This window comes from Pseudomonas syringae group sp. J248-6 (genome assembly GCF_032586995.1).
GTDB classification, from domain to species: Bacteria; Pseudomonadota; Gammaproteobacteria; order Pseudomonadales; family Pseudomonadaceae; genus Aquipseudomonas; species Aquipseudomonas amygdali.
Window position 1 is genome coordinate 13,141 of the sequence record NZ_JAWHOP010000038.1, and the last position, 13,970, is coordinate 27,110.

Annotated in this window: 13 protein-coding genes; 8 read left to right on the forward strand and 5 right to left on the reverse strand. The window is 59.6% G+C overall.

Annotated elements, in window-relative coordinates; all coding sequences use genetic code 11:
- Positions 1 to 20: 20 nt before the first annotated feature.
- Positions 21 to 545, reverse strand: coding sequence for a DUF962 domain-containing protein (locus RYC17_RS26485; protein WP_122281528.1), 525 nt, complete (start codon positions 543 to 545; stop codon positions 21 to 23).
- Between the two features lie 81 nt (positions 546 to 626).
- Between RYC17_RS26485 and RYC17_RS26490 the strand changes: the two genes are divergently transcribed.
- The 5 genes from RYC17_RS26490 (at position 627) to gcvH (ending at position 5,988) form a co-directional block, all read left to right on the forward strand.
- Entirely contained in the window at positions 627 to 1,334 is a 708-nt protein-coding gene (locus RYC17_RS26490; RefSeq protein WP_230017296.1) for a Crp/Fnr family transcriptional regulator, read from the forward strand.
- Between the two features lie 109 nt (positions 1,335 to 1,443).
- Positions 1,444 to 2,445, forward strand: coding sequence for an extracellular solute-binding protein (locus tag RYC17_RS26495; RefSeq protein ID WP_230017297.1), 1,002 nt, complete (start codon positions 1,444 to 1,446; stop codon positions 2,443 to 2,445).
- A 261-nt stretch (positions 2,446 to 2,706) separates the two neighbouring features.
- Positions 2,707 to 4,323: an iron ABC transporter permease gene (locus RYC17_RS26500; RefSeq protein WP_316904771.1), complete on the forward strand. Its 1,617-nt coding sequence runs from the start codon at positions 2,707 to 2,709 to the stop codon at positions 4,321 to 4,323.
- A gap of 152 nt (positions 4,324 to 4,475) precedes the next feature.
- Positions 4,476 to 5,558, forward strand: a complete 1,083-nt coding sequence (gcvT, locus tag RYC17_RS26505) for a glycine cleavage system aminomethyltransferase GcvT (RefSeq protein WP_122258918.1) — start codon at positions 4,476 to 4,478, stop codon at positions 5,556 to 5,558.
- 43 nt (positions 5,559 to 5,601) lie between these two features.
- Positions 5,602 to 5,988 (forward strand): glycine cleavage system protein GcvH, encoded by a 387-nt coding sequence (gcvH, locus tag RYC17_RS26510; protein ID WP_316887533.1) that lies wholly within the window; start codon positions 5,602 to 5,604, stop codon positions 5,986 to 5,988.
- A 69-nt stretch (positions 5,989 to 6,057) separates the two neighbouring features.
- Here the strand turns inward: gcvH and RYC17_RS26515 are convergent, their stop codons facing one another.
- The 3 genes from RYC17_RS26515 to RYC17_RS26525 all read right to left on the reverse strand — a co-directional run bounded on the left by RYC17_RS26515 (position 6,058) and on the right by RYC17_RS26525 (position 8,763).
- Positions 6,058 to 6,378, reverse strand: a complete 321-nt coding sequence (locus RYC17_RS26515; RefSeq protein ID WP_002551535.1) for a DUF2388 domain-containing protein — start codon at positions 6,376 to 6,378, stop codon at positions 6,058 to 6,060.
- A gap of 142 nt (positions 6,379 to 6,520) precedes the next feature.
- Complete coding sequence (locus RYC17_RS26520) at positions 6,521 to 8,305, reverse strand: GspE/PulE family protein (protein WP_058402743.1); 1,785 nt, start codon at positions 8,303 to 8,305, stop codon at positions 6,521 to 6,523.
- Positions 8,306 to 8,415: 110 nt separating this feature from the next.
- Positions 8,416 to 8,763, reverse strand: a complete 348-nt coding sequence (locus RYC17_RS26525) for a hypothetical protein (RefSeq protein ID WP_058402744.1) — start codon at positions 8,761 to 8,763, stop codon at positions 8,416 to 8,418.
- A gap of 124 nt (positions 8,764 to 8,887) precedes the next feature.
- Here RYC17_RS26525 and RYC17_RS26530 point away from each other — a divergent pair, with 124 nt between their 5' ends.
- Positions 8,888 to 9,367, forward strand: coding sequence for an Lrp/AsnC family transcriptional regulator (locus RYC17_RS26530; RefSeq protein WP_058402745.1), 480 nt, complete (start codon positions 8,888 to 8,890; stop codon positions 9,365 to 9,367).
- A 314-nt stretch (positions 9,368 to 9,681) separates the two neighbouring features.
- On the opposite strand, the gene RYC17_RS26535 is transcribed toward RYC17_RS26530, so the two are convergent.
- Positions 9,682 to 11,049, reverse strand: a complete 1,368-nt coding sequence (locus RYC17_RS26535) for an inorganic triphosphatase (protein WP_316904772.1) — start codon at positions 11,047 to 11,049, stop codon at positions 9,682 to 9,684.
- Positions 11,050 to 11,212: 163 nt separating this feature from the next.
- Between RYC17_RS26535 and argE the strand changes: the two genes are divergently transcribed.
- Together argE and argA are read left to right on the forward strand one after the other, a co-directional pair.
- Positions 11,213 to 12,361 (forward strand): acetylornithine deacetylase, encoded by a 1,149-nt coding sequence (argE, locus tag RYC17_RS26540; RefSeq protein WP_058402746.1) that lies wholly within the window; start codon positions 11,213 to 11,215, stop codon positions 12,359 to 12,361.
- Between the two features lie 126 nt (positions 12,362 to 12,487).
- Complete coding sequence (gene argA / locus RYC17_RS26545) at positions 12,488 to 13,786, forward strand: amino-acid N-acetyltransferase (RefSeq protein ID WP_002555672.1); 1,299 nt, start codon at positions 12,488 to 12,490, stop codon at positions 13,784 to 13,786.
- Positions 13,787 to 13,970 lie beyond the last annotated feature (184 nt).

Genomic DNA, 13,970 nt, shown 5'->3' on the forward strand with positions numbered 1-13,970 from the left:
AGACTGATCGTTAACGGTCGCTAAATCGCAGCCTTGCGGGTATTGCGCCCCACCGGGCCGGAGCGTTCTTCGATGGCGTGTTGCAGCGGTTTGCGCAGGCCCATCAGGAACGCCAGCTCTGCGATCACGAACAGCGGGCCGATGATCAGGCCGGTCACGTCATCGATAAACGCCGGTTTGCGCCCTTCGTAGTAATGGCCGATGAACTGGATGATCCAGCCGATCACAAAGAGCCCGACGCCCGCGCTCAGCCAGACCATGGTTGCCTGTTGCGCAAGGTTGGCCCCGGCCCAGATGCACAGTGCCAGCAGCACTGCCATGACCACGCCCAGTGCGCGATCCAGCCGCAGATAGAAAATCGTCGAACCCAGAGCCAGCAGGGCCGCGGGCGAAACCCACAAGCCGCTTATAGCCCAGCCCGGACGCGACAGAAGTACCGCCACGGCGAGTACAATCAGCGGAATGCCCACGAAGTGCGTCACGATATTGCGTGAATCACGGTGATACGCAGCGTATTGGCTGAGATGATCGACAAGGGTTTTCATTATTATTCCTGCCTGAGACGATAATCGGCTTGAGCCAGGATTGTTGTACAACACGCATGGCTGAAATAAAAGGGAGCAAAAATGACAAATGGAGTGTCGTGGCGGTCACGATTGCTATCCGATTACTGGTTTTCTCATTTACCTGCCGGTTTGCAGGATAGCCTGCTGGACGCTTCTCGCCAGCAGCGCAGGACGCCTGGCAGGACGCTGTTCGAGAAAGGCGATCTGCCCTGCGGTCTTTATGTGTTGCTGGAGGGCTGTGTGCGTATCGGCGCTGCCCATGAGCAGCGGCTTTCGAGTGTGGAGCCGATGCGTGCGCCTATGTGGTTTGGCGAAGTCTCGCTGTTCGACGGGTTGCCGCGCCGTTTCGAGGTCTGCTCGCTGGAGCAGAGCATCTTTCTGCATATCCCTCAGCAGTTTCTCGTCGAGTTGCTCGACAGGCACCCGGAATACTGGCGCTGGTTTGCCGCGTTACTCAGCCAGAAAATCGGTTTGCCGCTGCAGAACCCCGAGAAAATGCGCCGACTGCCTCCCAGAGCGAGGGTCGCATGGCGCCTGTTGATGCTCAGTGAGGGCTATGGTCCGTTGAGCCATGCGCGCCGTCTGATTGTGCTGGAGGATATTCAGGCCGTGGAGTGCCTCGCGCTATCCCCGCCGGCCTTGCTGGAAGTGCTTCGGGATCTGCATGAGCGCAAGATCGTGCGCCTGGGAGAAGGGCAGCTGGAAGTGTTCGATGTGGACAAGCTGCGCAGGGTTGCGAACTTTTCCAAAGCCAGGGCCGTTTGCTGATCAGGCTGTTAGCCAGAAACATCCGGTAACGGCTCCGCTGCCGCTTCGATTGAGATAGCAAATGGGATTCACTACCATTTCGCCTCATTTGCGAACGCGAGATACCCCGATGCAGGCAAGCAAGCGTCTTCTGGCTGCTCTGACACTGACTTTACTGGGCAGTACCGCTCAGGCTGCTGATGAAGTGGTGGTGTATTCGTCCCGGATCGACGAGCTGATCAAGCCGGTGTTCGATGCCTACACAGCCAAAACCGGGGTGAAGATCAAGTTCATCACCGACAAGGAAGCGCCATTGATGCAGCGCATCAAGGCCGAGGGCGAGAATGCCACTGCCGACCTGTTGCTGACGGTCGATGCCGGCAACCTCTGGCAAGCCGAACAGATGGGCATCCTGCAGCCATTCACCTCACCGGTGATAGAAGCCAACATTCCGCCGCAATACCGCTCATCCACTCACGGCTGGACCGGCCTGAGCCTTCGCGCACGAACCATCGCCTATTCCACTGACCGTGTGAAACCTGTCGAACTGACCACGTATGAAGCGCTGGCCGACAAGAACTGGGAAGGGCGCCTGTGCCTGCGCACCGCGAAGAAGGTCTACAACCAGTCGTTGACCGCCACATTGATCGAAACCCACGGTGCCGAAGCATCCGAGAAAATCCTCAAGGGCTGGGTGAATAACCTGTCCACTGATGTCTTTTCCGATGACATCGCAGTGCTTGAGGCGATCAACGCCGGGCAGTGCGATGTGGGCATCGTCAATTCCTACTATTACGGGCGCCTGCACAAGGAAAAGCCTGGTCTGGCGGTGAAGCTGTTCTGGCCGAATCAGGCGGACCGGGGTGTACACGTAAACCTGTCGGGTATCGGCCTGACCAAGTACGCCCCGCACCCTGAGGCTGCCAAGGCGCTGGTCGAGTGGATGACCGGTCCGGATGCGCAGAAGATCTTCTCCAGCGTCAATCAGGAGTTCCCGGCCAACCCGAAAGTGGCGCCCTCGGAAGAAGTGGCGAGCTGGGGTCAGTTCAAGGCCGACACCATTCCGGTCGAAGTGGCAGGCAAGCGTCAGGCAGAAGCGATCCGCATGATGGATCGCGCGGGCTGGAATTGATTTAATACCCAGTGCCTTATCGTTATACATAAGACTCGTGGGAGCGAGCTTGCTCGCGAAGAGGCCGGCACAGCCCCGTAAATGAGGTGTTTGGACTGTTGCTTTCGTGAGCAAGCTCACTCCCACAAAGGTGTATGTCCGGCCTGGTACTACGGTTCATCCCCCCCATTTTCCGGGTGTGTAACGGTGGGCGCTCCAGCGCCGTAGACCAATGACGCAGAGACTTGTCACTCACTCATCCATCCCGATTTCGAGAACACCGTGGCCCATCCTGTCCAACGTCGCTGGTACCCACTGGTCTTCGCCATCGCTGCGCTGGTGTTATTGCCGCTGAGCGTGCTGCTGCTGTCGTGGGAGACCATTGACCAACAGATATGGTCACACCTGCTGGAAACCCAGATGTCCCGACTGCTGGGCAACACGTTGATTCTGGTGCTGGGTGTCGGTGTGGGTGTAACGCTGCTGGGGGTGAGTCTGGCCTGGCTGACCAGCCTGTGTGAATTCCCTGGTCGGCGCTGGCTGGACTGGGCGCTGATGCTGCCTTTCGCTATCCCCGCCTATGTGCTGGCGTTTGTATTTGTCGGGCTGCTGGATTTTTCCGGCCCGGTGCAAACGCTTGTGCGTGAATGGTTCGGTTCCGGTCTGCGCCTGCCTCGGGTGCGCTCCACCGGTGGGGTGATCATCGTCCTGGTGCTGGTTTTCTATCCTTATGTCTACCTGTTGGCGCGCACGGCGTTTCTGGCGCAGGGCAAGGGGCTGATGGAAGCTGCGCGAGTGTTGGGCAACACGCCCTTGCAGGCGTTCTGGCGTGTGGCGCTGCCAATGGCGCGTCCAGCCATCGGGGCAGGCGTGGCATTGGCGCTGATGGAAACCCTGGCCGATTTCGGCGCGGTATCGGTATTCAACTTCGACACGTTCACCACCGCCATCTATAAGACCTGGTACGGCTTCTTCAGCCTGTCCAGCGCTGCGCAACTGGCCAGCCTGCTGCTGTTGGCAGTGCTGGTGCTGCTGTATGGCGAACGTCGCGCCCGCGGTGCAAGCCGACCGACCAATGAACGGCCGCGCGGCGCTGCGCTTTATCCGCTTAGCGGTATCAAGGCCTGGGGAGCCAGCTTATGGTGCGGGCTGGTGTTTCTCTGTGCCTTCGTCGTGCCGATGCTGCAATTGATCGTCTGGGTCTGGCAGCGCGGTCGATTCGACCTCGACGAGCGCTATACCGGCCTGATTCTGCACACGCTTTATCTGGGCGGTATGGCGGCGTTGATCACTGTCAGCGTGGCGCTGATTCTGGCATTCGCGCGGCGCATGGCACCCACGCCTGCGATCCGCTCCGGCGTCAGCCTCGCCAACCTGGGTTACGCGCTGCCGGGTTCGGTACTGGCCGTTTCAATCATGCTGGCGTTCAGTTATCTGGACCGTGAGCTGGTCGTTCCGCTTTCCGGCTGGCTGGGCGGTGCAGGCAAGCCGTTGTTGCTGGGCAGCCTTTCGGCGCTGCTGCTGGCTTACCTTGTACGTTTCATCGCGGTCGCCTTCGGCCCGCTGGAGCACAGCCTGTCGCGTATCCGTCCCTCATTGCCTGAAGCCGCACGCAGTCTGGGGGTCAGCGGACCAAAGTTGTTTCTCAACGTGTATCTGCCGCTTTTGGTTCCGGGAGCCTTGAGCGCTGCGTTGCTGGTGTTCGTCGATGTACTCAAAGAGATGCCTGCGACCCTGCTGATGCGCCCGTTTGGCTGGGATACGCTGGCGGTACGCGTGTTTGAAATGACCAGCGAGGGGGAGTGGGCACGAGCGGCATTGCCAGCTTTGTCGCTGGTGCTTGTAGGATTATTACCCGTCATCGGGTTGATTCGTCGCTCTGCCCGTCAGATTGGCTAGGTGCGGGTCCTTCACCTTGCGGCTACAATGCGCCGCAATTGGTGCGGTCTGACAGAAAATTCGGCCAGCTGTAAGTGCTGCAAACTCCGGTTTATTGGGGGCTTGCCGATTTTTTCTGCCCGCACCTTCGCCACGCCCGGAAGGAGAAACCCATGGGACAGCGTACCCCCCTGTTCGACCTGCACCTCGCCCTTGGCGCGAAGATGGTCGATTTTGGTGGCTGGGACATGCCGTTGCATTACGGATCGCAGGTCGAGGAACACCATCAGGTGCGTCGCGACTGTGGGGTCTTCGATGTCTCTCACATGAACGTGATTGATGTGGTTGGCCGTCAAGCCAGAACCTGGCTGCGTTACCTGCTGGCCAACGATGTGGACAAGTTGAAGACCCCGGGCCGAGCCTTGTACAGCGCCATGCTGGACGAAAAAGGCGGGGTTATCGATGACATGATCGTCTACCTCACCCCCGAAGGTTATCGGCTGGTTGTCAACGCCGCGACCGGAGTCAAGGATCTTGCCTGGATGCAGTCGCAGCTGGGCGACTTCGATGTACAACTGATCGCGCGCAGCGAAATGGCGATGCTCGCGATTCAAGGGCCAAAGGCCAGAACCCGTATCGCCGAGCTGGTTTCAAGCTCCCGCGCCGAACTGATCCACCAGCTCAAGCCGTTTGAAGGTCTTGATGATGGCGACTGGTTCATCGCGCGCACCGGTTATACCGGTGAAGACGGTCTGGAAATCATGCTGCCTGCCGAAGAGGCTCAGCGCTTTTTCAATGAACTGGTCGGCGCGGGTATCTCCCCGATCGGTCTGGGCGCTCGCGATACGTTGCGCCTGGAGGCAGGCATGAACCTGTACGGTCAGGACATCGGCGAGCATGTTTCGCCGCTGGCATCGAATATGGCCTGGAGCATTGCCTGGGAACCTGCCGACCGTGATTTCATCGGGCGTCAGGCGCTGGAGAGCGAACGAGCCGAAGGCATCACCTCCAAACTCGTCGGCCTGGTGCTTGAAGAGCGCGGTGTTTTACGGGCGCATCAGGTGGTACGTGTCGCAGAAATTGGCGAAGGAGAGATCACCAGTGGTAGTTTCTCTCCTACGCTGAGCAAATCCATTGCTCTGGCGCGCGTTCCGATGGCAACTGCTGACCGGGCCGAGGTGGAAATCCGCGGCAAGTGGTATCCGGTGCGGGTAGTGCAGCCAGCGTTTGTGCGCCACGGCAAGACCCTGATCTAACCTATGGCGGGTTTTCCGCTGACCCGATGTTGAGGATGACTAAATGAGCAATATTCCCGCCGAGCTGCGTTTCGCCGAAAGTCATGAATGGGCACGTCTTGAAGCAGATGGCACCGTGACCGTCGGCATCTCGGACCATGCACAGGAAGCACTGGGCGATGTGGTCTTCGTCGAGCTGCCGGAAATCGGCAAAGTGTTCGCTGCCCGTGACACCGCCGGTGTCGTCGAGTCGGTAAAGGCTGCTTCGGATATCTACTCGCCGGTTGCTGGCGAGGTGGTCGAGGTCAATGAAGCACTGGGCGATTCGCCCGAGTCGCTCAACAGCGAGCCGTACAGCGCCTGGATCTTCAAGCTCAAGCCAACTGCCGCTGAAGCCGATCTGGCCAAATTGCTGGATGCTGCAGGTTACAAAAGCGCGATCGGCGAATAACCGATTGCCGGACAAAAAAATGCCGCTCATCGAGCGGCATTTTTTATGCGCAGTATTTGCCTGCAGGGCTTACTGGTTTTCAGCGACCAGGTTTTTATCCAGGATCGCGTTGGCCAGTTCCATGTCGGTGGCTTTCAGGCCTGGATTGTCTTTGCGCACCTGTTCGATGGCCGCTTCCAGGAACGGACCGCGGATGCCGCCGTCGCTGGCAACGAAGCTGCCTGCGTCATCCTGTGCGGCAACGATCAGCTTGTGATCCTTGAAGGTCAGGTAAGTCGAACCGGTAGTGGCACCCGAGGACAATACATTACGCCAGAAGGTGTCAGCCATCGCTGAACCCATTGGGATGGAAAGCAAGGCTACGGTGGCGACAGCAAACTTGAGACGCATGATGAGTTACTCCAACTGTGGTTGTTCTGAGGGGTTGGATAGCCAAAGCCACGAACTAGTTCAATCAAGGTGTACCAAGTAGTTCACTTTAGCTGGCATCACCACGATGCATGGCCGTCTGGAACAACGCTTTCAACCCTGATCAGCGTTGCTCGCTCTGCGGTGTCACTCGCAGCACTTCCTCAAGTGTAGTAAGCCCTGCCGAGACTTTCTGGGCGCCGGACAGACGCAAACTGCGCGTCCCTTCCTTAAAGGCCTGACGACGCATGGCGGTCAGGTCCAGGTCCGCGGAAATCAACGCCTTGATGTTGTCAGACATGACCATGATCTCGTAAACCCCGGCGCGGCCCCGATAGCCGGTATCGCGACATTCCACACAACCGACCGCCTGATGCGCGCCGGGCGGTACGGGGGCCTGCCACGGGCGGGTCAGGGTTTGCCAGTCGGTTTCGTTCAGATTGATCGGTGCCTTGCAGTGCGGACACAGGGTCCGCACCAGACGCTGGGCCATGACGCCAAGGATGGTCGCCTTGAGCAGGTAATGCGGCACACCCAGCTCGAGCATGCGACTGATGGCGCTGGGTGCATCGTTGGTGTGCAGCGTCGACAGCACCAAATGCCCGGTGAGTGCCGCCTGAATGGCCATTTCAGCCGTCTCCAGGTCGCGAATTTCGCCGATCATGATGATATCCGGGTCTTGTCGCATCAAGGCGCGCACGCCAGCGGCAAAGTTCAGATCAATGTTGTGCTGCACCTGCATCTGGTTGAAGGCCGGCTCGACCATCTCGATGGGGTCTTCGATGGTGCACAGGTTGACCTCGGAGGTCGCCAGTTTCTTGAGGGTGGTGTACAGCGTGGTGGTCTTGCCCGAACCGGTCGGGCCAGTGACCAGGATGATGCCGTTGGGCTGACGGGTCATTTCCTGCCAGCGACGCAGATCATCACTGGAAAAGCCCAACTGGTCGAAGTCCTTGAGCAGCACCTCGGGGTCGAAGATCCGCATGACCATCTTTTCGCCGAACGCCGTCGGCAGGGTCGATAGGCGCAGCTCCACTTCGCGATTCTCGGGTGTGGTGGTTTTGACCCGTCCGTCCTGCGGTTTACGTTTTTCAGCGACGTTCATCCGGCCAAGGCTTTTCAGGCGGCTGACAATCGCCATGATCACCTGCGCCGGAAACTGGTAAACGTTATGCAGCACCCCGTCGATGCGAAACCGCACGGTGCCCTGTTCGCGGCGCGGCTCGATATGAATATCGCTGGCGCGCTGCTGAAATGCGTACTGGAACAGCCAGTCGACGATATTGACGATGTGCGCGTCGTTGGCGTCCGGCTCCTGATCACTGGCACCAAGCTTGAGCAACTGTTCGAAGTTGCCCATGTTGCTCATTTTCTGATCGGACGCGCTGGCACCGCTGACCGACTTGGCCAGCCTGAAAAACTCCATCGCCATGCGTTGAATGTCTGTCGGGTTGGCGACCACACGCTTGATCTGCAGCTTGAGCACATGCGCAAGATCGCCTTCCCAGGAGCGCACGTAGGGTTGGGCGCTGGCGATGGTCACCGACTCGCGGTCAACCGCCACGGCCAGAATCTTGTGGCGCTGGGCAAAGGCGTAGGACATCAATGGCGTGACGGCTGCCACATTGATTTTCAGCGGGTCGATGCGCATGTAGGGCTGGCCACAGGCTTTGGCCAGCCAAGCGGTCAGGGTTTCCAGGTCGAGCTTCTTGCCAGGCCGCTTCAAGTCGTCAAACTGCAGCGAAGCGAGAAATTCGAGAGGATGCAGCTGGATGTTCACCGCACTGCGACGCTGGGTGAGTGCCGTTTCTGCGTCGTCCTGGCCGAGATAGCCTTCGGCAACCAGATCTCGCAGCACATCATTCAGATCAAGCCAGCGATCCTGTGAAGAGGGGGCCAGGGCTGCCATGTGCGCTCCTTGAGGCAATTCGTCATTGGGCGATGAACAAGAGTAGACGCCAAGCGTGACAGCGTTACTCGTTCTATGCGACCGGGAATTACCGGAGCGGCTAAATTGATTCAGCCGGTCGCCAGCGCCACATGTGTTTGTGGGCTGTTCTGCACGTCGACCTGTTCGACCTCCACCGAGCAGACATCGATCAGGTTGCGCATTTTTTCGCCGATCACCTGCGCTCTGTGCCAGCTCAGGCTGGCAACTTGCAGGTCGATGAGCAGCGTCTTCTCTCGGCGCGCCACACTGAGCTGGTCGGGAATCAGGTACTGCATTGCAAACAGGTTCAGCACCTGACAGAGCAGCGCCGGCTCGGCTGCGGCGACAATTTGGTAGCGCGCACAGCATGCCGCATTACTGGATGACCAGTTGTCGGGACGCTGCAAAGGGGCGGTAACGGCTTCCAGGTCAGGCATGTGGATACTCCAGAACAGTGGGAGAATCTTTACATGCGGAAAAAGAAATTTCTGGTCCATCATCATCTGGATTAGGCTTGCCTGGACTAGTTAATGCGTAAAAAGCCAAGCCGGGAAATTAATTATGCAAATCGAGCTGGACGTTTACGACCGCAAGATTCTGGCGCTGCTGCAAGAGGACTCGTCGCTGTCCAGCGCGCAGATTGCCGAGCAGGTCGGGCTTTCGCAGTCGCCTTGTTGGCGTCGTATTCAGCGGCTCAAGGATGAGGGGGTCATCCGTCGTCAGGTTGCGTTGCTGGATCGCAAGAAAATCGGCCTGAACACACAGATCTTCGCCGAGGTGAAACTCAACGCCCACGGGCGCTCCAACTTCACCGAGTTCACCGACGCGATTCGTGGCTTCCCGGAGGTGCTGGAGTGCTATGTACTGATGGGGTCGGTGGATTTTCTGCTGCGCATCGTGACGCCGGACATTGAGGCATACGAGCGGTTCTTCTTCGAAAAGCTCTCGCTGGTGCCCGGCATCCAGGAAGTGAACTCGACAGTGGCGCTGTCAGAGATCAAATCCACCACCAGCCTGCCGCTGCTGCGCCAGGGAGGCTGAACTCATACCGGATGCCGAGGTGCGCTTTTGACTATCGTGCCAATGCTCCGCGTTGGCATGCAGTTCGTGACGCTCTGCGTCACAAGTTTGCGCCGCGCCGCACACTCAAGATCGGACGCGGAGCGTCCAGAACGGCGTCCCCACGCTGGAGCGTGGGGACGATAGTAAACCTACGCATCAAGATGACTATCGTGCCAATGCTCCGCGTTGGCATGCAGTTCGTGACGCTCTGCGTCACAAGTTTGCGTCGCACCACATGTTCAAGACTGGACGCAGAGCGTGGGGACGATAATCAACGCCACGAAATCCAGCCCTTACAAGCGCAGCAGGGTTTTCCACGCGCGGCTCTGGAATACGGTGATTGCCTGTTGCACGCGTGCATCAAGGACTTCATCGCTGATGTCCATATTGGCCAGCTCTTCCAGCTTGCGTAGTTCGCCGTACAGGCGGTCCAGCTCCGGCAGGTCCAGCGCGCCGCGTGCCCAGTGCAGCCAGGCCTGGATGCGCTCGATGCGCGGTAGTTGTTCGGCCAGGTCTTCCGGTTGCTGCTGATAGCGGCTTAGTTGCAGCGAAGTAGCTTCTTCACCCAGCAGGCGCGGCAGCCAGCTGCTCAACAGCGCAGCGCCCTGACGATTGCCGCGGGTGTTGCGCTCTGTGGTCCAGCTGCGCGCCAGCAACCAGCGCGAAGTGTTCAGCGAGAACTCGCCCCAACGGGTGTCCTGCAACTCTTCCAGAAACTGCTCGTGGGCGGCACCGCGTACATCGGCATCTTCCTGCCCGGCCTGAACCAGCGGGCGCCAGTCCTCCAGCAACGCGTCCAGCGAGGTACGCAGTTGCGCGGTCGAGGTACGTGGCGCGGCCTGGCCAAGGCTGCTGGTCAGGGCACGCAACTCGGCGAGCATCTCGACCCAGTCCTGCAGCAAGCGCCAGTGACCGTTGAAACGGTATTGCTCAGCCAGACGCTGGCTGCTGCCCAGCAGGTGCCAGGCCAGCGCCGAGTAGGCCTCGTCGAGCGGAGTTTCAGCGTTCAGGGCGGGCGCGGGCAGACTCAGCGAGTAACTGCTGGCATCAAGCAAGCGATAACCGCGTTCCGCCTTGCTGATGTCACACGGCATCAACGGCAGCGTCGCTGCCAGCTCGGCGGCCAGTTCCAGCAGCGCGGCAGGTTCGCCTTCGCGCAGCTCAAGCTCCAGCTCGCAGATTTCTTCCTTCTGCTTGCCCGCAACCACCTGGCCCAGGTCCAACGCAGCTTCGATCACCACTTTGGCCTTGCCACGACCCCAGGCAATTTCGGCCTTTTCACGGATGAAATCGGTGGTGAACAACGGCTTGATGGTTTTCTTGTCCAGCCCGGCCAATTGCTCGGGCCAGCAATCGCCTTCGAGCTTTTTCAGGTCGAGCTTGGCTTTGCTCAGATCCCAGTTGTATTCATTGCGCTCGGACAGGCCGGCAACACTTTGCCCGCGCGTCTTCATGGTCTGGATGATCTGATCGCCATCGCGACGGATGCGCAGGGCGACTTTGGCCTGTGCCAGCTCGCCCTCGGGGGTATCGAAATACTGGTTCGACAGTTCAAGGCGCTCCCAGCCACTCTTGTTGCGTTTCTTGAGCAACGGGTGTTCGCGCAGTGCAGCGAGGGTCTCGCGGCTGACGCGGAGTTTGATTTCTGTTTCTTTTTGCATGGCCGGGGGAATCCAAACGCTGATACTGATAAACGGGAGCGCAGCCCATGACTGAACGGCTGCTAAGGCCGTCAGTGTACAGGACATGGCCCGAAACGGTTTATTCCTGGGTTGCTATGGCCCTATGATGGGCCGTGTTTCGTCTTGATTACAGGAAGCGTCCATGCCGTTGCCGTCCATGAAAGACCAGTTCGCCGCCTTGATCGCCGCACCCTCGGTGAGCTGCACGCAGCCTTCTCTGGACCAGACCAACCGGCCTGTCATTGACCTGCTCGCCGGATGGCTCGGGGATCTGGGTTTTGCCTGCGACATCCAGCAGGTTTCCCCCGGCAAGTTCAATCTGCTGGCGACCTACGGAACAGGCCCTGGCGGTCTGGTACTGGCGGGTCACAGCGATACCGTGCCATTCGACGAAGCGCTGTGGAAAACCGACCCGTTGAAGCTCACCGAAGTCGATGGCCGCTGGGTCGGGCTGGGCAGCTGCGACATGAAAGGCTTCTTTGCGCTGATCATCGAGGCGGTGCGTGGGCTTATCGATCAGCCGTTCAAACAGCCGCTGCTGATCCTCGCCACCTGCGATGAAGAAAGCTCGATGGCTGGTGCCCGTGCATTGGCAGAGGCCGGACGTCCGCTGGGGCGTGCGGCGGTGATTGGCGAGCCGACCGGGCTCAAGCCGATTCGCCTGCACAAAGGCGTAATGATGGAACGCATCCACATCCTCGGGCGCAGCGGCCATTCTTCAGACCCGAGCCTTGGCCACAGCGCGCTGGAGGCCATGCACGACGCGATCAGCGAACTCAAGGGCCTGCGCACGCAATGGCAGGCGCAATACCGCAACCCGCAGTTCACGGTGCCGCAACCGACCCTGAACCTGGGCTGCATTCATGGTGGCGACAACCCGAACCGGATATGTGGCCAGTGCTCGCTGGAATTCGACCTGCGCCCATTGCCGGGCATGGACCCTGAGGTGCTTCGGGCAGCCATTCGCCATAAACTTGAGCCGCTGGCCGAGCTGCACCAGGTACAGATCGACTATGCGCCGCTGTTCCCCGAGTGTGCGCCCTTTGAACAGGCTGCTGACGCTGAACTTGTGCGCGTTGCTGAACGACTGACCGGTCATACGGCTGCAGCAGTAGCATTCGGTACCGAAGCGCCTTATCTTCAGCGCCTTGGCTGTGAAACGCTGGTGCTCGGCCCGGGCGATATCGCTTGTGCGCATCAGCCGGGGGAATACCTCGAAATGTCACGTCTGGACCCTACAGTGCGTCTGTTACGTCAATTGATCGAACATTATTGCCTGACTCCCCAGTGAGCCCGGTATTACCAACGTTGAATACAAGGAGATTGCGCGTGTTGCCAAGCCTGTCCCGACGATAACCACCACACCGTTGTGCGTGCTTTTTCTCTTCGTCCATTTTCTCTACAGGCTCTTGTTGTCATGCCCGAATACGTCAACTGGCTTCGCCACGCGTCTCCGTATATCAATGCTCACCGTGATTGCACCTTCGTCGTCATGCTGCCCGGCGACGGTGTTGCGCACCCTAATTTCGGCAATATCGTCCACGACCTGGTGCTGCTGCACAGCCTGGGTGTGCGACTGGTGCTGGTGCACGGTTCCCGCCCACAGATCGAAAGCCGTCTGGCCCAGCGCGGCATTACGCCGCGTTACCATCGCGACATGCGCATCACCGATACCGAAACCCTGGAGTGCGTGATCGATGCTGTGGGTCAACTACGCATTTCGATCGAGGCGCGCCTGTCGATGGACATGGCTGCTTCACCGATGCAGGGCTCGCGGCTGCGGGTGACCAGTGGCAACGTGGTAACTGCGCGGCCTATCGGCGTGCTGGAAGGTGTCGATTATCAGCACACCGGCGAAGTGCGTCGGGTTGACCGCAAGGGCATCAATCGCCTGCTGGATGAGCGTCATATCGTGCTGCTGTCGCCGCTGGGTTATTCACCGACCGGCGAGATTTTCAATCTGGCCTGTGAAGACGTCGCCACGCGCGCGGCCATTGATCTGGCTGCCGACAAACTGCTGCTGTTCGGTGCCGAAACCGGGTTGCTGGACGAGCAGGGCCGACTGGTGCGCGAGCTGCGTCCGCAACAGGTGCCTGCGCACTTGCAGCGTCTGGGCGCCAACTATCAGGCTGAATTGCTCGATGCCGCGGCCGAGGCCTGCCGCGGTGGCGTGGCGCGCAGCCATATTGTCAGCTATGCCGAGAATGGCGCACTGCTGACCGAGCTGTTTACCCGCGACGGTGGCGGTACGCTGGTTGCGCAGGAGCAGTTCGAGCTGGTGCGCGAAGCGGCCATTGAGGACGTCGGCGGCTTGATGGACCTGATCACGCCGCTGGAAGAGCAGGGCATTCTGGTACGTCGCTCCCGCGAAGTGCTGGAGCGCGAGATCACTCAGTTCAGCGTGGTTGAGCGGGAAGGACTGATCATTGCCTGCGCGGCGCTGTACCCGATTGCAGACTCGGAGTCAGGCGAACTGGCATGCCTGGCCGTCAATCCGGAATATCGCCACGGTGGGCGCGGGGACGAGTTGCTGGAGCGCATTGAAAACCGCGCCAGAGCGCTGGGTATCAAGACCCTGTTCGTCCTCACCACCCGTACCGCGCACTGGTTCCGTGAGCGTGGCTTCGAGCCCAGCAGCGTCGACCGCCTGCCAAGCGCCCGCGCGTCGCTGTACAACTACCAGCGTAATTCGAAGATCTTCGAAAAGGCGATTTAAGCCTGGGGGCGGACGCAGAGCACTCTTGGCTATATTTTGTGGGAGTGAGCAAGCTCACCCACGCCCTTCGGGCAGAAGCGCAGAGCATTGGGCACGATAGTTGAGATGATCGTTCCTCACGCTCTGGTATGACCCCCGAAGGTTGGACAATTATCCACCTACGCTGCCTTGGCGGCCTGCATTC